This is a genomic window from Vagococcus acidifermentans, from assembly GCF_003987655.1.
Taxonomy (GTDB): Bacteria; Bacillota; Bacilli; order Lactobacillales; family Vagococcaceae; genus Vagococcus_B; species Vagococcus_B acidifermentans.
The window spans coordinates 140,800-161,290 of record NZ_NGKC01000004.1 but is presented as its reverse complement, the minus strand read 5'-3'; the positions used below and the strand labels follow the sequence as shown (position 1 = coordinate 161,290).

At 47.1% G+C, this 20,491-nt stretch carries 19 protein-coding genes; 1 reads left to right on the top strand and 18 read right to left on the bottom strand.

All coding sequences use genetic code 11. The annotated features are described in order from the left end of the window. Nucleotides 1-3: 3 nt before the first annotated feature. The 5 genes from CBF27_RS05355 to CBF27_RS05335 form a co-directional block, all read right to left on the bottom strand. On the bottom strand, nucleotides 4-2,202 hold the full coding sequence (locus CBF27_RS05355; RefSeq protein ID WP_126813141.1) for an HD family phosphohydrolase: 2,199 nt from the start codon (nucleotides 2,200-2,202) through the stop codon (nucleotides 4-6). 31 nt (nucleotides 2,203-2,233) lie between these two features. Further along, nucleotides 2,234-3,163 (bottom strand): PhoH family protein, encoded by a 930-nt coding sequence (locus CBF27_RS05350; protein WP_126813216.1) that lies wholly within the window; start codon nucleotides 3,161-3,163, stop codon nucleotides 2,234-2,236. Between the two features lie 174 nt (nucleotides 3,164-3,337). Further along, complete coding sequence (locus CBF27_RS05345) at nucleotides 3,338-3,781, bottom strand: GatB/YqeY domain-containing protein (RefSeq protein ID WP_126813138.1); 444 nt, start codon at nucleotides 3,779-3,781, stop codon at nucleotides 3,338-3,340. A 23-nt stretch (nucleotides 3,782-3,804) separates the two neighbouring features. Further along, nucleotides 3,805-3,981 (bottom strand): 30S ribosomal protein S21, encoded by a 177-nt coding sequence (rpsU, locus tag CBF27_RS05340; RefSeq protein WP_126813136.1) that lies wholly within the window; start codon nucleotides 3,979-3,981, stop codon nucleotides 3,805-3,807. A 123-nt stretch (nucleotides 3,982-4,104) separates the two neighbouring features. Beyond that, nucleotides 4,105-4,536: a Fur family transcriptional regulator gene (locus tag CBF27_RS05335; protein ID WP_126813134.1), complete on the bottom strand. Its 432-nt coding sequence runs from the start codon at nucleotides 4,534-4,536 to the stop codon at nucleotides 4,105-4,107. 88 nt (nucleotides 4,537-4,624) lie between these two features. Here CBF27_RS05335 and CBF27_RS05330 point away from each other — a divergent pair, with 88 nt between their 5' ends. Then, a complete protein-coding gene (locus tag CBF27_RS05330) occupies nucleotides 4,625-5,461 on the top strand; it encodes a pyruvate, water dikinase regulatory protein (protein WP_126813132.1) in 837 nt (278 codons plus the stop codon). A gap of 71 nt (nucleotides 5,462-5,532) precedes the next feature. On the opposite strand, the gene CBF27_RS05325 is transcribed toward CBF27_RS05330, so the two are convergent. The 13 genes from CBF27_RS05325 to pepV all read right to left on the bottom strand — a co-directional run bounded on the left by CBF27_RS05325 (nucleotide 5,533) and on the right by pepV (nucleotide 20,451). Further along, entirely contained in the window at nucleotides 5,533-6,405 is an 873-nt protein-coding gene (locus CBF27_RS05325; protein ID WP_126813130.1) for an aldose 1-epimerase family protein, read from the bottom strand. 20 nt (nucleotides 6,406-6,425) lie between these two features. Next, complete coding sequence (gene codY / locus CBF27_RS05320) at nucleotides 6,426-7,220, bottom strand: GTP-sensing pleiotropic transcriptional regulator CodY (protein WP_126813128.1); 795 nt, start codon at nucleotides 7,218-7,220, stop codon at nucleotides 6,426-6,428. Nucleotides 7,221-7,234: 14 nt separating this feature from the next. Beyond that, complete coding sequence (gene hslU, locus CBF27_RS05315; RefSeq protein WP_425469920.1) at nucleotides 7,235-8,626, bottom strand: ATP-dependent protease ATPase subunit HslU; 1,392 nt, start codon at nucleotides 8,624-8,626, stop codon at nucleotides 7,235-7,237. 23 nt (nucleotides 8,627-8,649) lie between these two features. Continuing rightward, nucleotides 8,650-9,198 (bottom strand): ATP-dependent protease subunit HslV, encoded by a 549-nt coding sequence (gene hslV, locus CBF27_RS05310; protein ID WP_126813126.1) that lies wholly within the window; start codon nucleotides 9,196-9,198, stop codon nucleotides 8,650-8,652. 32 nt (nucleotides 9,199-9,230) lie between these two features. Next, a complete protein-coding gene (gene xerC, locus CBF27_RS05305; protein WP_126813124.1) occupies nucleotides 9,231-10,130 on the bottom strand; it encodes a tyrosine recombinase XerC in 900 nt (299 codons plus the stop codon). 167 nt (nucleotides 10,131-10,297) lie between these two features. Then, nucleotides 10,298-11,611: a methylenetetrahydrofolate--tRNA-(uracil(54)-C(5))-methyltransferase (FADH(2)-oxidizing) TrmFO gene (trmFO, locus tag CBF27_RS05300; RefSeq protein WP_126813122.1), complete on the bottom strand. Its 1,314-nt coding sequence runs from the start codon at nucleotides 11,609-11,611 to the stop codon at nucleotides 10,298-10,300. A gap of 111 nt (nucleotides 11,612-11,722) precedes the next feature. Continuing rightward, a complete protein-coding gene (gene topA, locus CBF27_RS05295) occupies nucleotides 11,723-13,807 on the bottom strand; it encodes a type I DNA topoisomerase (RefSeq protein WP_126813120.1) in 2,085 nt (694 codons plus the stop codon). 93 nt (nucleotides 13,808-13,900) lie between these two features. Further along, nucleotides 13,901-14,791 (bottom strand): DNA-processing protein DprA, encoded by an 891-nt coding sequence (gene dprA / locus CBF27_RS05290; protein ID WP_126813118.1) that lies wholly within the window; start codon nucleotides 14,789-14,791, stop codon nucleotides 13,901-13,903. A 63-nt stretch (nucleotides 14,792-14,854) separates the two neighbouring features. Next, complete coding sequence (locus CBF27_RS05285) at nucleotides 14,855-15,622, bottom strand: ribonuclease HII (protein ID WP_126813116.1); 768 nt, start codon at nucleotides 15,620-15,622, stop codon at nucleotides 14,855-14,857. Further along, nucleotides 15,603-16,472 (bottom strand): ribosome biogenesis GTPase YlqF, encoded by an 870-nt coding sequence (gene ylqF, locus CBF27_RS05280; RefSeq protein WP_126813114.1) that lies wholly within the window; start codon nucleotides 16,470-16,472, stop codon nucleotides 15,603-15,605. Before ylqF ends, CBF27_RS05285 begins: the two co-directional genes overlap by 20 nt. Before the next feature lie 229 nt (nucleotides 16,473-16,701). Further along, nucleotides 16,702-17,076, bottom strand: coding sequence for a PqqD family protein (locus CBF27_RS05275; RefSeq protein ID WP_126813112.1), 375 nt, complete (start codon nucleotides 17,074-17,076; stop codon nucleotides 16,702-16,704). Then, nucleotides 17,066-18,997, bottom strand: a complete 1,932-nt coding sequence (locus tag CBF27_RS05270) for an OPT family oligopeptide transporter (protein ID WP_126813110.1) — start codon at nucleotides 18,995-18,997, stop codon at nucleotides 17,066-17,068. Before CBF27_RS05270 ends, CBF27_RS05275 begins: the two co-directional genes overlap by 11 nt. 41 nt (nucleotides 18,998-19,038) lie before the next feature. Then, nucleotides 19,039-20,451: a dipeptidase PepV gene (gene pepV / locus CBF27_RS05265; RefSeq protein ID WP_126813108.1), complete on the bottom strand. Its 1,413-nt coding sequence runs from the start codon at nucleotides 20,449-20,451 to the stop codon at nucleotides 19,039-19,041. Between the last annotated feature and the right edge of the window lie 40 nt (nucleotides 20,452-20,491).

The following is a 20,491-nucleotide window of genomic DNA, read 5'->3' as shown; positions in this document are numbered from 1 at the left end:
CGGTTAAAGACCCCTTTCTTCTTGCTCCTGTTTCATCCGCTCCGCCTCAGACTTCATCTTCGGGTATTTGATACGGGAATGGAAGGAGCTGCATAATCCATCATACAGCGATTTTTCGACTTTTTCCAGTTCGTTCAACGTCAAGCCGGTTTCATTGAGCTGGCCGTCTTCCAATCTGGATTTAATCAAATCGTGTAAAAATTCTTTGATTTTTTCATTGGTCGGATTGTCCATCGCCCGGACTGCCGCTTCAGCACTGTCGGCGATATTCACCACACCGGCTTCCCGCGATTGCGGCTTCGGACCTGGATAGCGGTAGGACTCCTCTTTGACATTCGGGTCCCGCTCTTCTGCTTTCACATAGAAGTACCGCATCAGGGTCGTGCCGTGGTGCTGCTGGCAGACGTCAATGACGAACTGCGGCATTTGTTCTTTTTTGAGAATTTTAACACCTTCTGTCACGTGACTGAAGATGATTTCTTTACTGTCCCCGGGCAGCAGAAACTTGTGCGGATTTTCTGCGCCGGTCGGAAGGTTTTCGACAAAGAAATTGGCGTGTTTGATTTTGCCGATGTCATGATAATAACACGCCACACGCGTCAACAGCGTACGCCCGCCGATTTCTGCAACTGCATTGGCACTCAGGCTGGCCACCATCATGCTGTGGTGATACGTGCCGGGTGCTTCCTGCAGCAGCCGTTTCAGCAGCGGGTGATTGGGGTTGCTCAGTTCATTTAGCACAATCACGCTGTCATCAGTGACCAGCAGTTCCACGTACGGATGCAGTCCGATTGACAGGAGAAACGCAAAGCTCCCGCCCAAGGCACTGCACAGAATCGATGTCAGTGTCCGGCTGTCAAAGAAATTCAATCCTTGATACGTCAAAAGAATCGCCGTAAAGACTGTCGGCACGATAATCAGCAAGAGCGATGCTTGCTTGAGCTGATAGCCAATCCGCTTTTTATCCAGAAAAGTTGCCATGACACCGTTAAAGGCATAGTTCATCGCAATCGAGAGCAGCGCCGTCGTGCCTGCCAAATCATAGAAAATAAAGATGGCAAAGATGCCTTGGAAAATCGATGCCAGCATCCCTGTCCGCCGGCTGATAAAAATAATCAGCATCAACGGCACGAATGCGACTGGAAACAGCAAAGCGATATAGTCAAATGTGTCGTTTTGCAAAATTTGCAGCAGTTTCATCAACACGATAGCAATCGTCATCGACAGCGTATAAAAGGTCACATCGCGTTTCATTTTGGCCTGATTGCTTTGCGGTTTTAATAAAATCATCAGCAAAAACAGCTGCAGTACAATCAGACACGCCAGCGAAATCATCGGAATAATCGATGTCGTCTGCTGGTTAAGTCCCAGCAGTTTGATTTTCTTCATGGCTTTGGCGTCAATCTGCTCGCTTTCACGAACGATGATTTCCCCTTGATAAATCATGACCGGCTGAACATTCTCACGAGCGTTCTTGCGCAGCTGTTCTGTCGCTTTTTCATTAGCCACTTCGTTGACAACAATCGATGAATTCACGATGATGCGGATGGCCTGCTGCAGTTCACTGCTTACGCCCAAATATTGAATCTGGTCTTTCGCTCGCTGCATCTCCGATTCCAGAGTCGACTGGCGGATGTGGCGGGCCATGGCTTCTTCAACGATATCCAGACTCTTTTCCTGCAGTGTCTTCAAATCGCTGCTTGAAAAGTTCAACAGCTGTTTATAAAACGCATCCTGAAAACTCTGGAAAAACGCCATGTCATCCTGACTGATGGATTCTAGTTTGCTTTTCAGCATGGCCATCTTCTCTTCAATGCTCGGTTCGGTTACAACTTCTTTATCCTTGGCATTTTGTTTGGCTTCATCATATTTTTTCTTTGCTTCCGCGTTCACTTCATTTACCAGACCGAACAGGCGATTGATAAGGTCCTGCTGGTCGGCCGCTTTGTTAGCATTGAAAGTGTACTCAGGTACCACTGCCTCTTCGGCCAGCCGGCGTTTTTCTTCGGTTTCTTCCTTGTTTTCCACCGTCTTGTTGGCACGGATAGTCTCATCTGCCAACTGTCCTTCGCGGATATTCAAATTTTTCTGATAAATACTGCTCGCCCCGAACAGGAATGAAACTACTGAAAAAACGGCTAATATAAGGGGGATATAATATTTTCCCAGCATTTTCATGGTTTTATCGATTTTAGCATTCATTATGTTACACTCCTAAACAGCGCTCCACCAATTAATTGTTTTCCTCATAAGCCTTGATGATGTCTGCCACCACAGGATGACGCACGACATCACTCGTGTCAAATTCAACAAATTCAATTTTTTTCAGCCCTTTTAAAATCATTTCGGCATGTACCAATCCGCTGACGACCCCGCGGGGAAGGTCTATCTGTGTTTTATCCCCGTTAATCACCATTTTCGAGCGGAAACCAAGCCGGGTCAAAAACATTTTCATCTGCGAAATGCTCGTATTCTGCGCCTCGTCGAGAATAACAAAACTTTCCTCCAGCGTACGGCCGCGCATATAGGCCAGCGGCGCGATTTCAATGACACCGCGTTCCATCAGGCGGTTCGTATGTTCGACTCCCAGAATGCTATACAGCGCGTCATAAACCGGGCGCAAATAAGGATTGACTTTTTCCTGCAAGTCGCCGGGAAGAAAGCCGAGACTCTCACCTGCTTCTACTGCCGGACGCGTCAAAATGATTTTTTGAACCTCGCCTTTTTTCATTGCGGATATCGCCATGACAACGGCAAGAAATGTTTTCCCGGTACCGGCCGGGCCAATCCCGAAGACGACGTCGCTGCGTCTGATGGCATTGATATAGTGGCGCTGACCAAGATTTTTTATTTTGATCGGTTTGCCGCTGAAATCCTTGATCAATGTTTCTTCATACATGTCAAGAAAATAATCCAACGTGCCTTTGCGAGCCATTTGGATAGCTGCAGCAAAGTCTGCTGTGCTTACCAGGTTGCCTCGGCTCATCAGTTCTTGAATCACCTCGAGCACCGATTTTGCAATGTTTACGGCAGCTTCTTCTCCAGAGATGTGAATGATGTCGCCTCTAGTCGTGACAGCTGTTTCTGTTTGTTCTTCCAAAAACTTAAGATGCTTGTCATGCGTGCCAAGTAGCTGGCTGATGTCTTGCTCGTTGCGAATCATGACATCTTCTGAGAAATTTTTGCTTGTCGTCAAATAATTTACATCTCCTTAATTCAGATTACACTCTTAAATAATACCACAAAAAGCGCCAATCACAAAGATTACTGTACATAACGAAAAAAAAGTACCTTAAAACAAATCAGATTGTTTTAAAGTACTTCGATTTACATGTATTTAGCTCAGCAGTTCTTTGACAATACCGTTCACAACTTGACCGTCCGCTTTCCCTTTGACCTGCGGCATGACAATCGCCATGACCTTGCCGAATTCTTTGACCGATGCGGCTCCGGATTTCGTGATAGCGTCCTGTACAAGCTGGCGGATTTCTTCATCTGTCAGCTGCTTAGGTAAATATTTTTCTACAACCAAAATTTCTTGATTAATCTTGTCGACTAAATCGTCTCGTCCCGCTTTTTTAAATTCTGCCAAGGATTCGTTGCGCTGCTTCATCTCGCGAGACAGAATCGTCAGTTCTCCATCTTCGTCAAGCGGCTTGCCCAATTTGATTTCCTCGTTTTGGACAGCTGCCTTCAGCATGCGGATGACAGTCAATGTCGCTTTATCTTTGGCCTTCATCGCTGCTTTCATATCATCATTTAACGTAGTTAAAAGAGACATATTCTCAGCTCCATTCGCTAACTTTAGAATTTTTTGCGTTTTCTGGCTGCTTCAGACTTTTTCTTGCGGCGAACACTTGGCTTTTCGTAGTACTCGCGTTTACGGTATTCTTGTAGTGTACCAGTTTTTGAAACGGAACGTTTGAAGCGACGAAGAGCGTCATCTAATGATTCGTTTTTACGAACAACAGTTTTTGACATGAAAATTCCCTCCCCCCAAACTTAAGTAACCGTTTTTCATAATTAATTGTCACAAAACATAAAAAACAAAAAACTGTTCACGTATCATTATATCTAATGTGTTTTTTTCAGTCAACCCCGAGATCATCTTTTTGCGCAAATTTCGCATTTGCCGAGTATTTCAAATCGGTGGTCTTCGATGACGCAGCCGGGCAGTTGTTCTTTAAAAAAATCCATCGGACACAGCGATATTTCGCGGGTCGCCCCGCACTCTGTACAAATGAAATGATGATGGTGTCCGTGGTGGTCACCGTACGAACAATGAAAACGAAATTTTTTTTCACCGTCCAGTTCAGTCACTTCAATTAGAGACAACTGTTCAAAATCATGCAAGTTGCGGTAAACTGTGTCGTAACTCATACCAGTATACGTTGCACTTAGCGAGTCATACACTTCTTTTGCACTGACATACCGGTTTTCTTCAAAGAGATACGCTAAAATATCTTTGCGTTTTGTTGTCAGCTTCAGCCCTTCTTTTTTCAAGACTGCCAAAGCATCATTCAGTTTTGTGTTCATTTTTTTTCACACCTTATAAATAGTCCAAGTTGCTCTGTGATTATATGCTATAATAGTAGCGAATGAAATGCAAGAAAGGGAGTTTTTTATGGTAGATAAAGTGATTCATATTTACGTCATTTCCGATTCGGCCGGAGAAACAGCATCGAAACTGGCTCAAGCCGCCATCGCCCAATATGATGTCCTTGATTTGGAAGTCCAGATTGTCAGGCGGACATTTGTTAGCGACAAGGAAACGTTGATGGATGTGTTGCAGGAAGCCAAAGAGCTTGACGCCATTGTTTTGCAGACATTGATTGTGGATGAGCTGGTCGTCATCGCCAAGCAATTTTGTCAAGAAAACGGCATCTTTTCGATTGACCCGCTGACGCCGCTGGTGGATGAAATCAGCCGCCGTTCAGAGACGGAGCCTAACAGATTGCCTGGTGCCATGCATTTTCTGAACAAAAACTATTTTGACCGTATCGCTGCGATGGAGTTTGCGGTCAAATATGACGACGGCAAAGACCCGAGAGGCTTTTTACAGGCAGACATCATTTTACTTGGTGTTTCCCGCACATCAAAAACCCCTCTCAGTTTGTTTCTGGCAAACAAAAATCTGAAAGTAGCAAATTTGCCGCTGATTCCAGAAGCACATATCCCCTCTCAGCTTTGGGAAGTCAACCCTAAAAAAATTGTCGGCTTGACCAATGACCCGAAAATATTGAATGTGATTCGCAAAGAACGGATGATTGCCTATGGGCTGAATCCCGATACAGCCTATTCGAATATCAATAAGATTAAAGAAGAACTGGAATTTGCCAATAATCTTTATAAAAAAATCGGCTGCCCGGTTATCAATGTGGCCCAACGCTCCATTGAAGAGACGGCCAGCATCATCCTGAGCGAACTCGGTCTTGAAGACAGAAGCTACTACCACAGTTAAAAACTGACACATTGCCCCGACCCAATATGCGCCAAGCGAGATATTGGGTCGTGATTGCAACGGTCAGTTTTTTAATTTACGGTTATCGCGTAGCTGCATGTAAAATGCTGACCGGCTATCAAATGATTGATGCCCAGCTTTTCTTCGATATTGCCTGACGCATCCACCGTATCAGCTACTCCGCACCACGGCTCGATACAGACAAACGGCGCTTCCTTCGGGTACGGCGACCAGATACCAACGTACGGCATGTTGTCATAACTCAGAGCCACTGAGCGGCTGGTCTTCTCAGACAAGATGGAAAAACTGTTTTTGCCGACCGTTTCCAAAATAAACGCATCATTTTCAAACAACCGGCGATTCAAATTAATGTTCGTATTCGTCTGCGCCAGTGTGCGGTTGTCAAAATCGACATAAGGGCCGGAAAGCGGCAATGTCAGACGTGATTTTGACGGGTGAAACCGGATGTAATAATCGGTAAATTCAGTATTCGGTACTAGCGGGACGTTGAATGCAGGATGTCCGCCAATTGAAAAATAAAGTTCTTCCCCTAAATTCCGTACTTCGTAAGTGACTGTCAGCGTCTGTTCTTCCAGCTGATAAGAAATCAGCAGCTCAAAATCAAACGGATAGACGGCTTTTGTCTCCGGTGAACTTGTCAGTGAAAAAGTCGCATGAGACGCACCATGAGCGGTTAATGTAAACTCATGGTCGCGTGCAAAGCCGTGTTGCGACATCGGATAAGTTTGTCCCTGATAGCGGTACGTGTCGTGTTTCAGCCGGCCCACAAACGGAAACAGGACCGGTGCATGACGTCCCCAGAACTCTGGGTTTCCCTGCCAGATATATTCTACGGATGCCTTCTTGTGTTTCAAGCTGTACAACTCAGCTCCCACTGTATGAAAGGAAGCTTGCAAAAACTCATTTTCAATAGTGATGCTCATTGGACTCCCCCTGACCTGACTTAAATAATTTTTTCTTTCGCCAGCTGTTCTTTAAATAAATGGTTGATGATTTTAATGTATGTCCCCTTCATGCCCAGAGAACGCGATTCGATGATGCCTGCAGATTCCAGTTTCCGCAGTGCATTGACGATAACAGAACGGGTGATGCCGATTTGGTCGGCAATATTGGAAGCAGTCAAACGTCCCTCATCGCCTTCCAGCTTGTCAAAAATAGCTTTGACTGCTTTCAGCTCACTGTACGACAGCGTATTAATAGCCATTTGCACCATCGTCTTGTTGCGGATTTCCTGTTCGATTTCCCGGGAAGTCTGATGGAGTATTTGCATACCGACCACTGTTGCACTGTATTCCGCCAAAACTAAGTCATCATTGTCAAAGGCTGTGCCGATTCTGCCGAGGATAATCGTCCCCAGCCGCTCGCCGGCACCATATATCGGGACCACAGTCGTATAGGTATCCGTCAGCTCCTCCCGCAGTTCGATCGGGAATGCGGTCAATTCATTGGTGATTGGAATATTTTCTTCTGTGCGGCTGACACGTCCGACATTTTCAGCATAATTTTTCGGAAAGCGCTGCATCACCAGCATGTCTTTGATACGCTCGTTATTGATATCGTGCAGCACGATGTAGCCTAATACTTTACCGTCTTTATTAATGATGTAAGTGTTGCTGTCGAGGATGTCGCCCAATGCGTCCGCCATTTTGTTGTAAGGCAATTCCGAGTCAAGGCTTAACGTATTTTCCTGTTGAAGTAATTCATTGATCATTCGTGTTTTAGCCAATAAGGTTCCCATGTTCAATTCTCCTTTTATAGAATATAGCGGCTTAAGTCTTGATTTGCAACAATATGCGCCAGTTTATCAGCCACATATTGTTCGGTGATTTGAATATCACCCATCTGCATGTCAGACGCTTCGAACAACAAGTCTTCCAGCAGTTTTTCCAAAATCGTATGCAGTCTTCTGGCTCCGATATTGTCTGTTTCGCGGTTGACCGTATAGGCAATATCCGCAATTTTTTCAATCGCTTCCTTGGTAAACGTGACTTTGATGTTTTCTGTTGCCAAAAGCGCGATATACTGTTTGACAAGAGCGTTATTCGGCTCCGTCAATATTTTGACAAAGTCTTCGGCTGACAAGTCATCCAGCTCGACTCTGATCGGGAACCTTCCTTGAAGCTCCGGTATCAAATCGCTCGGCTTGCTGATGTGAAACGCCCCTGATGCGATAAATAAAATATGGTCAGTGTGAATCGGTCCGTATTTCGTATTGATTTGCGACCCCTCCACAATCGGCAGGATATCCCGCTGGACGCCTTCCCTGGAAACTTGTCCGCCCTGGTCGGATTTGGACGTGATTTTATCAAATTCGTCAATAAAGATAATCCCCTGATTTTGCGCCAGACTGATGGCCTCGCTGTGAATGTCCGCGTCATTGACCAGCTTGGCAGATTCTTCCTGAACCAAAAGTTCCCGGGCTTCCTTGATGGTCAGCGTACGTTTGACTTTTTTCTTCGGCGTCAGTGCACTCAACGTGTCGCTCAAATCGATTCCCATCTGTTCCAAGCCGCTGTTCATCATCGGCACTGATTTCTTTTCTTCCACTTCCACCGTCACTTCGCGGTCTTCCAGCAGACCTTTCTCCAGCTGGGACTGGACCGTTTCGCGGCTGACACGGATAGAATCAGTGACTTCTTCCTTTTCCTCTTCCTGATTTTGCTGCATGCCGCTCATCATCTGCATCATCATGTCAAACTGATTGCCTGACTGACGTTTTTCTTTCTTGATACCGGGCACAAGCAGCTTGACCAGACGGTCCTCGGCTTTTTTCAGCGCCTTCGTATATACTTGACTGTACTGCTGTTTCCGCACAATTAAAATACTGGCTTCGACTAAATCACGGACCATGGATTCGACGTCACGGCCGACATAGCCGACTTCCGTGAACTTCGTAGCTTCTACTTTGACAAACGGAGCATTGACGATTTTCGCCAGCCGGCGGGCTATTTCTGTTTTGCCCACACCGGTCGGTCCAATCATCAGCAAGTTCTTCGGCGTGACTTCCTGCTGCATCTCCTCGTCCAGCTGCATGCGCCGATATCTGTTTCTAAGCGCAATCGCTACCGCTTTTTTTGCAGTATGCTGACCCACAACGTACTGGTCCAATTCAGCTACGATTTCTTTTGGTGTCTTACTAGTCATCGTTATCATCTTCGCACATCCTCTTAAATTTCTTCTACGATAATGTTGTGATTTGTGTACACGCAGATGTCTGCGGCAACATTCAGTGCTTCGCGGGCAATATCGCCGGCAGTCATGCTGCTGTCCCCGCGTTTTTTCAATGCCCGGGCAGCTGCCAAGGCATAGTTGCCGCCGGAACCGATGGCCAAAATACCATCATCCGGTGCAATCACCTCGCCCGTCCCGGAGACGACCAGCATCTCCTTGTCATTCATGACAATCAGCATTGCTTCCAATTTTTGCATGACCTTGTCGCTACGCCACTCCATTGCCAATTCAACGGCCGCGCGCATCAAGTTGCCTTTATATTCATTCAGTTTCGTTTCAAACTTCTCTTCCAGATTAAATGCGTCTGCGACACTGCCGGCAAAGCCGACCACGACTTCATCGTTATAAATACGGCGGACCTTGCGCGCGGTGCCTTTCATGACTACTGACTCGCCCATTGTGACCTGACCGTCGCCGGCCATGGCAAACTTGCCGTCTTTTTCGACTGCACAAATGGTCGTCGAGTGAAAAGTTGTATAAGCCATAGATAATATGTCTCCTTTAACTGTCGATTTTGCTAAGCTCTGGGGTGAAAATGTCGATAGCTTTTTTGTAAGTTATCGGTTGTCACATGTGTATAGACTTGGGTTGACGACAAGCTGGCATGCCCCAGCAGTTCCTGAACGGTCCGCATATCCGCTCCGTTATTCAACAAATGCGTCGCAAAAGTGTGGCGCAGCATGTGCGGATGGATGTCTGTCGTCAGTGCGCTTTTGCGGATAATTGCCTTCAATACATACTGAACGCCGGCCGGTGTGATTTGCTGACCGCGGTGGCTGATAAAGACATAGTCATGTTCCTGCCCGTATTTGGCCATCAGCGGCTCTCTACACTGCTGAAAATAATTTTTCAGTGCATCTTCAATAAAACTGCCGAACGGGACATAGCGTTCTTTATTGCCTTTTCCGTGAACCAGAAAAACACCCGTGTCAAAATCAATATCCGAAAGTGTCACATTCACGCATTCGCTGACCCGCATCCCTGTGCCGTACAACACTTCAAGCAATGCCACATTGCGGTAATCCAGCGGCATCTCGCCTTCAGCTGCGTCAAACAAGGCTTGCAATTCTTTTTCGTAAAAGAAACGCGGCAGCCGCAGCCGGGAGCGTTTCATTTGGATGTAGGAAAACGGATTTTCCTCAATCAGGCCGTTTCTCACCAAAAACTGATAAAACGAACGTAAACTGGAGATTTTCCGGCTGATAGTGTTCCGGCTGTAATTGCGTTCATGCAGTTCGGATAAATAAATCCGTATGTCATGAACCGTGATAGTCAGATAGCGGTCGTCTCCCGTTTTTTCCAAAAATTCATAAAAATCCAGTATATCATCTTTGTACGCCAGTTCCGTTTTATCGGAATATTGACGCTCCACAACCAGATACTTTAAAAAAGAGGACAGCATTTCTTCCTTCGACATAGTGTTCACTCCAATTAGTTTTACAAAAATAATGTACCACAGCTGTTTCGTTAAAACAAATAAATTGTCAGAATTTAAACAATTGTTACGAAAAAAGCAACAATTTGCGTAACTCTTGCCGGACAACGGAAAAACACATGCCGCAATCATGCAGACATGTGTTTTTGTTACGTTATGGACGCCTTAAACTCGCCAATCGCCGTTAACGAGCGGTCAGCCAGTGCTTCGTAGCGCAATTTTTTGTCGCGGATTTTTTCCGGCAGTTCAGGAAACAAACCGAAATTCACATTCATCGGCTGAAAATGTTTGCCGGATGTATGGGTGATGTAATGAGCCAGACCGCCAATCGCAGTGACTGCTGGAAATATCAACGGCTCCTTGCCGAGCGCCAGTCTTGCCGCGTTGATGCCGGCAACCAGTCCGCTTGCCGCACTCTCGACATAGCCTTCCACACCAGTCATTTGACCGGCAAAAAACAGAGAAGCGCGTTTTTTTGTTTGATACGTCGGTTCAAGCAGCTCTGGCGAGTTCAAAAAAGTATTTCGATGCATGACCCCGTAACGGACAATCTCTGCCTGTTCGAGTCCAGGAATCATACGGATAATGCGTTTTTGTTCGCCCCATTTCAAATGTGTTTGAAAGCCGACGATGTTGTACAGTGAGGCAGCCGCATTATCTTGCCGCAGTTGAACAACCGCATAGGGACGTTTGCCTGTTTTCGGGTCTTCAAGCCCGACAGGTTTCATCGGACCGAACAGCATCGTCTTTTCACCGCGGTTTGCCATGACTTCAATCGGCATGCAGCCTTCAAAATATTTTTCCTTTTCAAAGCGTTTTAAAGGTGCGACTTCCGCGGCAATCAAAGCATCGCGGAAAGCATGAAATTCTTCTTTTGTCATCGGGCAGTTCAAATAAGCCGCTTCACCCTTGTCATAGCGGGATTTTAAATAGACCTTATCCATGTTAATGGTCGCTTTATCAATGATTGGAGCGGCAGCATCATAAAAGTACAAACCTTCCTGTTCCGTGAAGCCGGCGATTTTCTCCGCCAGCACCTCGGACGTCAGCGGTCCGGAAGCGATGACTGCCACCTCGTTGTCCGGGATATCACGGACTTCTTCATCGAAAACAGTGATGTTAGGATGATGACGCAGCCGGTCTGTAATAAATTGTGAAAACTGTTCCCGGTCAACCGCCAGCGCCCCGCCTGCCGGAACTTGAGTCGCGTCAGCTGCTTCTGTAATCAGCGAATCGAAACGGCGCATCTCTTCTTTTAAAACACCGACTGCATTAGTCAGATTGTTGGCGCGCAATGAATTGGAGCACACCAGTTCAGCGAATTTTTCCGTCTGATGGGCCGGCGTCTTTTTGATTTTTCTCATTTCGTAAAGCTTGACTGCGACGCCCTGCTCTGCTGCCTGCCAAGCTGCTTCGCTGCCGGCAAGTCCTGCACCGATAATCGTGATAACTGGTTTTGTCATATAGCTGTCTCATTCCTTTTCATTCAGCATGAAGATAACAGGGACTAACATGACATTCGCTGGTTAGTCCCTGTACAGTTGATTATACACAATTTACGGCGCTTGTAAAAATTATTTTTGAACGTCTTCCTTGTAGTCGCAATTGCTGCAGACAACCTGCTTGCCGCCCTTGACTTTTTTCTCGACCAGATAATGCTGGCACTTCGGACAATCGCGCCCGATCGGCTTGTCCCATGAAATAAAGTCACAGTCAGGGTAGCGGTCGCAACCGTAAAACAGCCGGTTTTTCTTGGATTTCCGTTCAACAATCTGTCCTTTGTGACACTTTGGACACGTCACGCCGATTTCTTTAACGATCGGTTTCGTGTTGCGGCATTCCGGAAAATTGCTGCACGCATAAAATTTACCGTATTTGCCGAGTTTGATGACCATCGGATTGCCGCACAGTTCGCAGTCAAACCCTGCCGGTTCATCCTTGATCTGGATTTTTTCCATCTGTTCTTCCGCAACCGACAGTTCTTTTGAAAACGGCTGGTAAAACTTATCGACCACATCGACCCATTTTTCCTTCGCTGCGGCCACGTTGTCCAAATCTTCTTCCATTTCAGCAGTGAAGCTGGTATTGACGATTTGCGGGAAAAATTCTTCCATCAGCTGGTTGACGATTTCTCCCAGCTCTGTCGGTTCGAACCGTTTGGCATTTAATTTTGCATAGTAACGGCGCTGTATTGTTTCCAGCGTCGGCGCATATGTTGACGGCCGACCAACACCATTCTCTTCCAGTGTTTTGATGAGAGTTGCCTCTGTATAGCGTGCCGGCGGCTGAGTGAAATGCTGTTTGGGTTCGATATCCACTGATTTCACCACATCGCCTGCGGCCATTTCCGGAAGGATGTTTTCTTTTTCGTCTTTTCCGTCATCTTTGCCTTCAATGTAGACCTTCATAAAACCGTCAAACTTGACTTTCGAACCGGTGGCAACAAAGCGCACCCCATTTTGTTCGAGGTCGACCGACATCGTGTCCATCACGGCCGGTGACATTTGACTGGCCACCATCCGCGACCAGATAAGCTGATACAGTTTGAACTGGTCTTTATCCAACTTGTCTTTGATGGACTCCGGTGTCCGCATGACGCTTGACGGGCGGATCGCTTCGTGCGCATCTTGGGCCGCTTTATTATTGGCTGTTTTTTTCTTGTTTTTACCGCCGTAATAACCCTCACCGTAAGTATTTTCAATGAATGTGCGTGATTCAGCTTTTGCCGTATCCGACAATCTGGTCGAGTCGGTACGCATGTAAGTGATTAAACCGACAATCCCTTGCCCTTTGCCGAGGTTGATTCCCTCGTACAGCTGTTGCGCCACCATCATCGTTTTCCTTGTTCTGAAATTCAGCTTGCGGGCAGCTTCCTGCTGCAAACTGCTGGTCGTAAACGGCAGCGACGGATTCCGTTTACGTTCTTTCTTTGTGACTTTCGTGACATCATATTCTTTTGACGTCAGGCGTTGAGTGATTTGTTTCACATCATCGGCGTCAGAAAGCTTCATTTTCTTCCCGTCGACTCCATAGAAAGACGCTTTAAATTTTTTGCGGCTTTTAATGAAATTGCCGTTAATCGACCAGTATTCTTCCGGTTTGAAGTCGCGGATAGCCCGTTCGCGGTCGATAATCATCTTTAACGCAACCGATTGAACTCTGCCGGCACTTAATCCTTTTTTGACTTTTTTCCATAAAATCGGACTGATCGAGTATCCTACCAGACGGTCCAAGATGCGTCGTGCCTGCTGTGCATCAACTAAGTCCTGATTGATTTTTCTTGGTTCTTTAAACGCTTCTTTTACTGCTTCTTTTGTAATTTCGTTGAATACGACACGGTTTTTGTCTTCCAAATCCAAAGACAGCACGTGTGCCAAATGCCAAGCAATCGCTTCCCCTTCTCTATCCGGGTCAGCTGCCAGAAACACTTTCTGAGCTTTTCCTGCCAGTTTCTTTAATTCTTTGATGATCGGCCCTTTGCCGCGGATATTGATATAACGAGGCTCGTAGTTATTTTCAATATCTATGCTCATTGTACTCTTTGGCAAATCCCGAACATGTCCCACACTGGCTACAACTTTGTACTGTTTCCCTAAATATTTTTCAATGGTTTTGGCTTTTGCAGGAGATTCCACAATTACTAAGTATTTATAGCTCATACATTAATCCCTTTCGATAGTCATTTCTTTTCGTACACGGCCTCAAATTCAATCGTGTACAATCTTAGTCCATGAAATGACACTTTGTCAAGGCTAGGGATTTATTTTTTTGTAAACCGGCAGTTCTTCAATGATGTGTTCCGCTTTCCAGACGCACTTGGCCCCCTCCTGAATCAGCTGCAAACAACCGTCTGATTGAGTGGTCAGACCATTTCCCGGCACAGCAAATACTTCACGCCCTGATTCGAGCGCCAACTGGGCGGTGATGATACTGCCGCTTTTGGCGCGGGCTTCGATGACACATGTTCCCCATGACAAGCCGGCTATGATGCGGTTGCGCTGCGGAAAGTGCCAAGCAAGCGGTCTGGCAGCCGGCAAGTACTCCGATACCACCAGACAATGGTCGCTCATGTATTGCTGCAACCGGAAATTTTCCTGCGGATATGACACATCCAGTCCGCTGCCGATTACCGCTATCGTTTTTCCGCCGTATCTGATGGCTGTTTGATGTGAATAGGTGTCTATCCCTTTTGCCAGACCGCTCACGATGGTATAAGGCTGCGCTGCCAGTTGCGGCATCAGCGACTCAATGACCCGGCGGCCATAGCTGGTCGCCGCACGGGACCCGACCATCGCCAGACATGTCGTCTTCAGCAGTGTGACGTCGCCTGCGTAAAACAAGGCAATAGGCGGGTCATATATTTCCCTGAGAGAATCCGGGTAGGCATCATCCAGAATCGTCACCATCGGATAGGTTGGATAGGACTCCAACAGGGCGCTCTGCCGGTCTTTGATAAACTCAACGGACTGCTGAAATACTTCTTGATACTTAGGTTTCACCCCCGCACGCTGCGCCAGCAGACCTGCGTCCCACACAATATTGCTTTCTCCCATGAAGGCATGCAGCAAACGCAGCAGCCCGGTGTTGCCGACGCCTTTCAAATGTTTCATCAAAAAGATAAACTCTCGCAGATTTTGTGTCATAAAAAAACCTTCCTTTGCAAACACTGTTTCTACTAGTGTTCGCAAAAAAAGGTTATTTGCTTGTTACACCATATCTTTAACCGGTGCAAAACTCCGGCGATGAATCGGTGTTACTCCTTGGGCAGCCAATCCTGCCAAATGTTCTTTCGTGCCGTAGCCTGCATTTTTAGCAAAACCGTACCCCGGGTATTGTTTGTCAAACTCCGCCATCATCCGGTCCCTCGTTACTTTTGCAACAATACTGGCACAGGCGATAGAGGCGCTCTTGGCGTCGCCTTTGATTAAACTTTGCTGATGAATCGGCAGATTGAGCGTCATTGCATCAAGCAAAAGAAAATCCGGACGGCATGACAATTGGTTGACCGCATCGATCATCGCCAGCTTGGTCGCCTCATAAATATTGACCTCATCGATGATTCGTTCCGTCATCACGCCGATCCCCACACAAGCGGCCTGTTCCAAAATAACATCGTACAGCGCTTCTCTTTTAGCTGCCGACAACTGCTTGGAATCATTCACCTCGTATAACGTGAAATCATCCGGCAGCACAACGGCAGCAGCAACGACCGGACCTGCAAGCGGTCCTCTGCCCACCTCGTCGATGCCGGCAACACATTGATAGCCTCTCTCCTTCAGCTCACGTTCAAATGACAGCATCTCCTCAAAGTGTGCACGCAGGTCAGCCGCTTTTTTCAGCCGTTTGCGTGTTTGTTGCACAGCTGTCAAAACTCCTTTGCGCGTGTCTGCTGCCAAGTCTGATAAAAACGGGTCATCCAAGGAAGCTACCGTACTCAGCTTTTCTTTGATTTCTTTAATCGACTGCTGCTTCATCTTGCCACTCCTCTTCGTCCAGTCTGTCCAGTGTGTAGCGCCCCAGTCTGCCGTCGCGGATATCTTGGATGATCATCCGGCTGCCCCGGTCATAGTCATCCTTGTACCCTCTTTTTTCTGTGATCAGCATCAGCAAGTCCGGTGTATCAAGCAGCAGCTCTTCGCCAGACAGCTGATACCGTTCCGTCAATGCTTCAGGATAATATGCCCTGAAAAAATCAAGACCGAAAATCGCTAAATCATCCATGTGCAGGACATGATCTTTGATTGCGCCTGTCAACGCCAGTTTCTTGCCGATGGCCTGGTCATCAAACTTAGGCCATAAAATGCCCGGCGTATCCAGCAATTCGAGTTCTTTACCGAACTTCAGCCACTGCTGGCCCTTGGTCACCCCGGGTGTATTGCCGGTCCGCGCCATATTTTTACCGGCCAGCCGGTTTAGCAAGGTGGATTTGCCGACATTCGGCACACCGAGACACATTGCACGAATCGCCCGCGGTTTCATGCCTTTGATTTGCGGACGAGTGCGCCTCGCGTCAAGAATCCGCTTGGCCTCCGGAACGATTTTATTGATGCCCTTTCCTTGGTTGGCATTAATCGTCAGTGCGCTGTATCCCTGCTCGATAAAATACTGCTGCCACTTCTTCGTTTCTGCCGGGTCCGCCAGATCACCTTTATTCAACAGCACAATCCGCGGTTTTTGCTGAATCAGCTGATCAAGCATCGGATTGCGGCTGGAAGCCGGGAGACGTGCATCCACTATTTCGAATACAATATCCACCAATTTCAATTTTTCTGCTACTTCCCGCCGTGCTTTGGCCATATGGCCCGGGAACCATTGAATGGTCATCGTTCACTCTTCCTTTCGTCTCTGCTGCCAAAAAAGTTTGGTCGCTTCTTTTTCTACTATTATAATTGCACTAACTAAAACATATTCCTTTAGCACTGTCACGTTTGCCAAGTCACATTATAACATATTCTGCGGATCAGTCGAAAATGATCGGTTTATTTTAAATGCCCTTCCTTGTACTTTCGGTAAAAAAAAGCGGCGGCACAGTTTCATGCCGCCTTGTGGTTTATTAGTGTGACCTGTGCTCCTGTCTTGCCGGATTAGCGACTAGGATAAGCCAGTTTTCTTCTGTTTCCAGATGATGCAGATAAATTATCAAACGTTCGTAAAGGTGAACAGCGGCTTCCTCCTGTTCCTGAGCCAGCAAGGCACCGATTTCTTTCACCGTTTTCTTCCCGTCTATCTGTTGAAATACGAAACTGCCGTACTCATCCAGCATTACTTTGGTTTCTTCCGGTATGTTCACATGGAGTTTTCTGAATAATTTTTGAAGCCAGTGGTTTTGAGATTTATAGACAGTCACTTGATTCGCCGCTACATCGTAGTGGAGATTGTCCGACAGTTTGTAAACTCTCTCTAAAAACTGCGCGTCATCAGTCGTCATGAGTGTCTTCCCGTGTCACTTCTTTTTTCATAAAAATCGGCACAGCTATCGCAATCACCATTACCACCAGCAAGATAAACGCTCCGACATTGCCTGAAAACAGCCCTGCTGGCGTGGCAACTTTTACAACACCCGTTACTTGCAGCACGATACCGATTAAACCAATAATCGAGCCGCCGGCAATTAACCCGGACGACAAACTGACACCGTTTGACAAACGGGCATCTTTCAGCGAGCTGTCCGGAGTTGTTTTCTCAACGAGCACCCTGATCAGCGCCCCAATTAAAATAATGGAGGTTGTTGAAATAGGCAAGTACGCTCCTACTGCCAGACTCATGACCGGCAAATCCAGTAAAAAGAAAACGATGCCCAAGACGATACCGACAATGATCATCAGCCACGGCAGACGCCCCTGCATGATGCCTTGTGTCAAAGTCGCCATCAGATTGGCTTGCGGCACAGCAAATTGAGCTTCATCGCCTGTCAGCGCGATTTGAGGTGCCAGCAAATTGATGACACCGACAACGACTACCACGCCGACGATGGCTGCTATCAGGAAGTAACGTCTCATTTCACGGCTGCTGCCGCCCATGACGAACGTGACTTTCTGCGACTGAGTGTAGCCGCCGGCAACTGAAATAACTACCACTACAAACGTTGCAAACAGCAAAAGCATGACATTGTCTGCCTGAGCGGTCCAGCCCATCGTCACAAAAATTAAGGTCATGATAACAAGGGAGGCAATCGTCATGCCGGAAACAGGCAAGTTGGAAGTCCCAATCGTTCCTGTCAAGCGGCCGGCCACGATTGCAAACAGCACGCTCAAAATCAGCGAGACAAGTGAGACGAGCAGCGTGACCACGATGTTTTTTGAAATCAAAAAGCCCATGGCGAACGTCAGAACGACACCTGTCAATAAAATACCCATGCCCGAAGCACTGGTATCTGCGCCAGTCGATTTACGGCCTTGAATAGTTTGGGAGATAGACGAGCCGATTGTCGGAATCAATTTGACGGCACCGATCAGCCCGCCGCTGATCATCATGCCGGCGCCGATGTACTTTGTATAAGATGCTGAAATGTGATTGACCGTCATGTCATTGACCAGCAGATTATTGACATCCCAAACTGTCGCACTGCTGTCGGCCAGCTCAGTGAAATAGCCGATCAGCGGAATCAATCCGAAATTGGTTAAAAGCGAACCAGCAAACATAATCAGCGCCACCTCAAGCCCCACGATAAACCCGATCCCGGCCAGCATCGGATTCGCCTCGATTTCCAGTTTGCTTTTGTAAAATCCGTCGCTGACGAAACTGATGACATTGTTGACGACTCCAAAAACAGAACTGGTGAGAGCTGTCAGTACACCGCTGATGCCAAAACCGATCCCCATATTTTTCAGCGACTCGCCGCCAGTATCCGAAGCCACCAAAGATTCTGAGATGGCCATCGCTTCTGGATAAACCAGTTTGCCGTGTTCCTGCACAAGCAGATAATTTTCCACCAGACTGGTAATCCCGATACTGCAAAGGACACCTGTTACCCCGACAATCACCCCTTCAATGAAATTAGTCTGTCCGCCAATCAGAATAATGGCAGGAAAAACAAAGATAATACCGCTTGCCACCGATTCGCCGCCAGTGGACATCCCCGACAAAATGTTTTTGCTCAAAATATTTCTTGATTTAACAAATAACGCCACAATTCCCGAACCAATGATTGAACCCGGAATACCTGCTGCAACTGTCAAGCCTACTTTCATGCCTGAATAAGTGGTTGATGCGGCAAATACCGCCGCCAGCAAAATACCGAAAATCAAGACAACAGGTCCCCCGTTGTTCCGGGTTTTCCCATCGGTCACATAAGGCTGGTAATCTTTTCCTTTGACTTCCCCATACGCGTCTTTCGACAGCTTCTTCATTTTAATCATTCCTCATTATTCGATTTTTAATCCGTCAACGCTTATTTGATTAAACGATAAATCGCATCTGCATAGATGGCTGCCGACTTGAAAATATCATCCACATACATATATTCGTTTGCCTGATGCATCACATCTTCTCTGCCCGGGAACAGTGCGCCGTAAGCGACCCCTTTTTCAAACAACCGGCCGTAAGTGCCGCCGCCGATAGTTTTGCCTTGTCCTTCCTCGCCTGTATGGTCCTTGTAGACATCCAGCAATGTCCGGACCAACTCATCAGTCACCGGCACATAGTGAGGTTCTTTCACGCCTTCCTCGGTAACTATGTCTGTATACTCCGGCAAAGTTTCCCGCATTTGTTCGGCGATTTGTTCGGCATCCGTCCCTTTCGGATAGCGGACATTGACAGCAATCATACTGTCTTCTCCTGTCTTGTAACCAAACATATTGGCACTGGAAGTCAGTTCCCCCATGACATCATCTTTGTGGTCAATACCTAACAACTTGCCTTCCGTATCATTGTGAAGATATTTTTGAATGAGCGACAAATATCTTTCGCCAGACGGATCAAACGCAAAACGGCATAGAAAATTAGCCAAATGAGTTGCGGCATTGACACCGGCTTTCGGATTTTGCGAATGCGCAGCTTTGCCGATGACTGTCAGCTGCAAGCCGTCAGCTGTTTTCTCAACCGCTCCTTTTAATTGATGCGCATCGAGGTACTCTTGAAAGGCAAGTGCCACTTCGTCTTCTGAAACGGCTGTCAGGCTGATAACCGCCACGGCATCGCCCGGAACCATGTTAGAAGCCAGTCCGGATTGAAAAGTCGAAAGTGTGGCGTCGCCGCCATCACCCGGCACATAACTGGAGCGTATCTTAAAGGTCGCAATGCCTTTTTCGCCATTGATGATTGGAAATTGGGCGTCCGGGGAAAAGCCGAAATCCGGCATCTTTTCATTTGCCTGATAACGCTCCATGCAGTACCAGCTGCTTTCTTCATCCGTCCCGACAATCAGCCGGACTTTTTTTGAAATCGGTAGCCCAAGCTCTTTAATGATTTTTATCGCATAATAGGCTGCCATCGTCGGGCCCTTGTCATCGCTGGAACCGCGGGCATACAGCCGGCCTTCCTTGATGACCGGCTCAAAGGGATGCGTGTCCCAGCCGTCGCCCGTCGGCACCACGTCGACATGACCAAGTACGCCAAGCACTTCTTCGCCTTCACCGTACTCTAAATGACCTGCGACGTTTTCGATATTTTTAGTGACAAAACCGTCCCGAGCCGCAATCTCTAAAAAAGTCGCCAGTGCTTTTGCAGGTCCGGGGCCAACTGGTGCTTCAGCTGATTTATGTGCTATATCTTTGACACTGTTGATACGCAGCAAGTCAAAGAGATCGGCAAGCAAATCCTCCTTCCGTGATATCACTTCTTTTTCCCAATTGATTCCTGTCATGCTTTGTTCCTCGCTTTCTTTAAATTATCACCGTGAGTTG

What these genes read in the sequence shown, in the direction of transcription:
- CBF27_RS05275 (WP_126813112.1), bottom strand. Translation starts at nt 17,076, where the DNA reads ATGACGACTGATGACGCGCAGTTTTTAGAGAGAGTTTACAAACTGTCG.
- hslV (WP_126813126.1), bottom strand. Translation starts at nt 9,198, where the DNA reads ATGGCTTATACAACTTTTCACTCGACGACCATTTGTGCAGTCGAAAAA.
- ylqF (WP_126813114.1), bottom strand. Translation starts at nt 16,472, where the DNA reads ATGACCATTCAATGGTTCCCGGGCCATATGGCCAAAGCACGGCGGGAA.
- codY (WP_126813128.1), bottom strand. Translation starts at nt 7,220, where the DNA reads ATGGGAACCTTATTGGCTAAAACACGAATGATCAATGAATTACTTCAA.
- CBF27_RS05330 (WP_126813132.1), top strand. Translation starts at nt 4,625, where the DNA reads ATGGTAGATAAAGTGATTCATATTTACGTCATTTCCGATTCGGCCGGA.
- CBF27_RS05355 (WP_126813141.1), bottom strand. Translation starts at nt 2,202, where the DNA reads ATGAATGCTAAAATCGATAAAACCATGAAAATGCTGGGAAAATATTAT.
- CBF27_RS05335 (WP_126813134.1), bottom strand. Translation starts at nt 4,536, where the DNA reads ATGAACACAAAACTGAATGATGCTTTGGCAGTCTTGAAAAAAGAAGGG.
- CBF27_RS05350 (WP_126813216.1), bottom strand. Translation starts at nt 3,163, where the DNA reads ATGATTCGCAACGAGCAAGACATCAGCCAGCTACTTGGCACGCATGAC.
- hslU (WP_425469920.1), bottom strand. Translation starts at nt 8,626, where the DNA reads ATGACTAGTAAGACACCAAAAGAAATCGTAGCTGAATTGGACCAGTAC.
- topA (WP_126813120.1), bottom strand. Translation starts at nt 13,807, where the DNA reads ATGAGCTATAAATACTTAGTAATTGTGGAATCTCCTGCAAAAGCCAAA.
- pepV (WP_126813108.1), bottom strand. Translation starts at nt 20,451, where the DNA reads ATGACAGGAATCAATTGGGAAAAAGAAGTGATATCACGGAAGGAGGAT.
- rpsU (WP_126813136.1), bottom strand. Translation starts at nt 3,981, where the DNA reads ATGTCAAAAACTGTTGTTCGTAAAAACGAATCATTAGATGACGCTCTT.
- dprA (WP_126813118.1), bottom strand. Translation starts at nt 14,791, where the DNA reads ATGACACAAAATCTGCGAGAGTTTATCTTTTTGATGAAACATTTGAAA.
- CBF27_RS05270 (WP_126813110.1), bottom strand. Translation starts at nt 18,997, where the DNA reads ATGAAGAAGCTGTCGAAAGACGCGTATGGGGAAGTCAAAGGAAAAGAT.
- xerC (WP_126813124.1), bottom strand. Translation starts at nt 10,130, where the DNA reads ATGTCGAAGGAAGAAATGCTGTCCTCTTTTTTAAAGTATCTGGTTGTG.
- CBF27_RS05345 (WP_126813138.1), bottom strand. Translation starts at nt 3,781, where the DNA reads ATGTCTCTTTTAACTACGTTAAATGATGATATGAAAGCAGCGATGAAG.
- trmFO (WP_126813122.1), bottom strand. Translation starts at nt 11,611, where the DNA reads ATGACAAAACCAGTTATCACGATTATCGGTGCAGGACTTGCCGGCAGC.
- CBF27_RS05325 (WP_126813130.1), bottom strand. Translation starts at nt 6,405, where the DNA reads ATGAGCATCACTATTGAAAATGAGTTTTTGCAAGCTTCCTTTCATACA.
- CBF27_RS05285 (WP_126813116.1), bottom strand. Translation starts at nt 15,622, where the DNA reads ATGAAGCAGCAGTCGATTAAAGAAATCAAAGAAAAGCTGAGTACGGTA.